Source organism: Paracoccus sp. (in: a-proteobacteria) (assembly GCF_047973135.1).
In the GTDB taxonomy this organism is placed as follows: Bacteria; Pseudomonadota; Alphaproteobacteria; order Rhodobacterales; family Rhodobacteraceae; genus Paracoccus.
Genome location: NZ_JBKEBL010000220.1, coordinates 1 through 2,897 on the forward strand (window position 1 = coordinate 1; position 2,897 = coordinate 2,897).

Annotated in this window: 1 protein-coding gene and 1 pseudogene; both read right to left on the bottom strand. The window is 61.4% G+C overall.

The features are described from left to right. Positions 1-353: 353 nt before the first annotated feature. Positions 354-1,868: pseudogene (gene gatB, locus ACK5L9_RS16510) on the bottom strand (Asp-tRNA(Asn)/Glu-tRNA(Gln) amidotransferase subunit GatB). A gap of 69 nt (positions 1,869-1,937) precedes the next feature. Continuing rightward, positions 1,938-2,456 carry a hypothetical protein gene (locus ACK5L9_RS16515; RefSeq protein ID WP_416912551.1) on the bottom strand — a complete coding sequence of 173 codons (519 nt, stop codon included), beginning with the start codon at positions 2,454-2,456 and terminating at the stop codon, positions 1,938-1,940. Positions 2,457-2,897 lie beyond the last annotated feature (441 nt).

Genomic DNA, 2,897 nt, shown 5'->3' on the forward strand with positions numbered 1-2,897 from the left:
AGACAACGCAACCCTCAACTACTGCCCGAGGGTTGCCGCGTCTTTTTGATTGGATCAAGAGGGTACAACCTTAGATTTTGAAGCAAAAGCCCTAGCTGTACCAATGAGTTGCGTTTTTCAACCGGTAGATGTGCCTGCATCGGCGCCGCCCCGCCGAATACCGGAGGAAAGGCGAAAAACTGCCCGCGGTCCTTGCGCGCCACGAGCGCCATACAATACTGTTCCGTATAAGATTCGCGACCGCGCGTATGTGCCGGACGCCCCCCTTCGGGAATACCGCATGCGACCGGCGGCAGGTCGGGCAATCACCGGCCTGACGCCGGAATGAGGGCAAAGCCGCGCGGCTTTTGCGATCATCCCAAAAGCTTTTGCGCCACCAGTTCGTTGACGGCCGCCGGATTGGCCTTGCCTCCTGTGGCCTTCAGCACCTGACCGACGAACCAGCCCGCCAGTTTCGGGTTCTGCTTTGCCTTTTCCACCTGTGCCGGGTTGGCGGCAATGATTTCATCCACCGCAGCCTCGATCGCGCCCAGATCAGTCACCTGCTTCATGCCGCGTGCTTCCACGATTTGCGCAGGGTCTCCACCTTCGGTCCAGAGGATTTCGAACAGATCCTTGGCGATCTTGCCCGAAATATCGCCCCCTGCGATCAGATCAATCACGCCGCCAAGCTGTGCAGAGGAAATCGGCGATGTCTCGATCGTCAGCCCTTCCTTGTTCAGGCGCCCGAACAATTCATTGATGACCCAGTTCGCGGCCTGCTTGCCGTCGCGGCCCTGCGCCACGGCCTCGAAATAATCGGCGTTTTCGACCTCGGCGGTCAGCACGCCGGCATCATATTCCGACAGGCCCAGATCCTTGACGAAACGCGCCTTCTTGGTGTCGGGCAGTTCCGGCATGTCGCCCGCGATGCCATCGACCCATGCCTGTTCGAGTTCCAGCGGACGCAGGTCGGGGCAGGGGACCTAACGGTAATCATGCGCCTCTTCCGTGCTGCGCATCGACCGGGTGTCGCCCTGGTCGGGGTCATAGAGCCGGGTGTCCTGCACGACCGTGCCGCCGTCTTCGATGATGGCGAGCTGGCGGCGGGCCTCGTATTCGATGGCTTGCTGGATGAACCGCAGAGAGTTCATGTTCTTGATCTCGCAGCGTGTGCCCAGATGGCTGAAATCCTGCGTTTCCTGATATTTCTCATAGGCACCGGGCGGGCAGACGCTGACATTCACATCCGCGCGCAGGTTGCCGTTCTGCATGTTGCCGTCGCAGGTTCCCAGATAGCGCATGATCTGGCGCAGCTTGGCGACATAGGCGGCGGCCTCTTCGGGGCCGCGAATGTCGGGGCGGCTGACGATTTCCATCAGGGCGACGCCGGTGCGGTTCAGGTCCACGAAGGACATGTTCGGATCCATGTCGTGAATGGACTTGCCGGCATCCTGTTCCAGATGGATCCGTTCGATGCGCACGCGGCGGGCGATGCCCGGCCCCATATCCACGATGACCTCGCCCTCGCCGACGATGGGGTGATAAAGCTGGCTGATCTGATAGCCCTGAGGCAGGTCGGGGTAGAAATAGTTCTTGCGGTCAAAGGCGCTGCGCAGGTTGATCCCGGCCTTGAGGCCAAGCCCGGTGCGCACGGCCTGCGCCACGCAGAATTCATTGATCACCGGCAGCATGCCCGGCATGGCGGCATCGACAAAGGCTACATTGCTGTTGGGTTCGGCCCCGAAGGTGGTCGGCGCGCCCGAGAACAGCTTGGCCTTCGAGGCGACCTGCGCATGCACCTCCAGCCCGATGACCAGTTCCCAGTCGCCCTTTGCCCCGGCGATCACTTTCGGTTCGGGCGCGGTGAAAGAGAGGTGGTCAAGCATCGGGGGCCTCGGCTTCGCTGGTTTGCCCGGTTTTTACGGCAGGGGCGGCGGGGCGGCAAGGGCGCTGACTTACCCCAGCTTCATCACCCGCGCGATCTCGGCCAGGGCGTCGCGCTGCCGGTCCGACAGCCCGCCGGATCGCTGGCCGATATCGTTCAGGATCGGCAGCAGCGTCTGGAACGAGGTCTTGTCCAGCCTGTTCAGCCGCTTGACCATGCGAGTCACAGCGGGTTGCGGGCCTTTGCATTCATTGACCAGCCAGCGACCGACGATCATCATCTCTTCGACTTTGTCCTTGCCGCAGCCGGTATGGCGACCGATCGTTTGCGCCAGCGCCTGCTGATCGTCGCGCGTCGGCAGACCGTCCAGTTCCAGAAAGGCCATGGCGATTCCGGTCATCGCCAGATCGGCGTCATCGACGCTTTCGACCGGATGGACATTCGCGCGGCGGCGAAACCCCAACGCGCGCGCCGCGCCCATTACATCGCCCGCCATGTTGACCAATTCACGTGCCGCCTGACCCGCCGTGCGAATACGCCAGATCCAGAAACTTGCCGCCAGTACGGCACCAATAACCGCGAAAATCATGAAAATTCCCCGCAAAACCCACAGATGAAGCGAATCAACCAGAGTTTTGACCGCGACGGGATACAAAGCCAAGATGCAACCGTTCATCTTGCCGCAGCGGAACCCGTTGACAGATGGTAAACCGGATCGTTCACAATGGCGTGATTTGCGGCATGCACATCTGGCTGTTTGGGCGTGTCGGCGGATTTCCGTCAGTGCCGGAACCTCGCTAAGGCGCGTTTCTGCCGATAGCCAGATGCCCGTATTGCGCGAACATTTGTTCCGGGGCAAGGCGACGGGATCGAAAACGTCTGATGAGAACAGAATGCGCGCCGCGCTGATCCCTTTTGCCGCCATGGCATTTCTGGCCGCGTGCCAGCCCTCGCCCCCTTCACAGAACAGCGAAGTTCAGGCCCAGCAGATGCAACTGGCCGTCCGCCCGCCGATGCGCTGGTCCGAGCG

What these genes read in the sequence shown, in the direction of transcription:
- ACK5L9_RS16515 (WP_416912551.1), bottom strand. Translation starts at nt 2,456, where the DNA reads ATGATTTTCGCGGTTATTGGTGCCGTACTGGCGGCAAGTTTCTGGATC.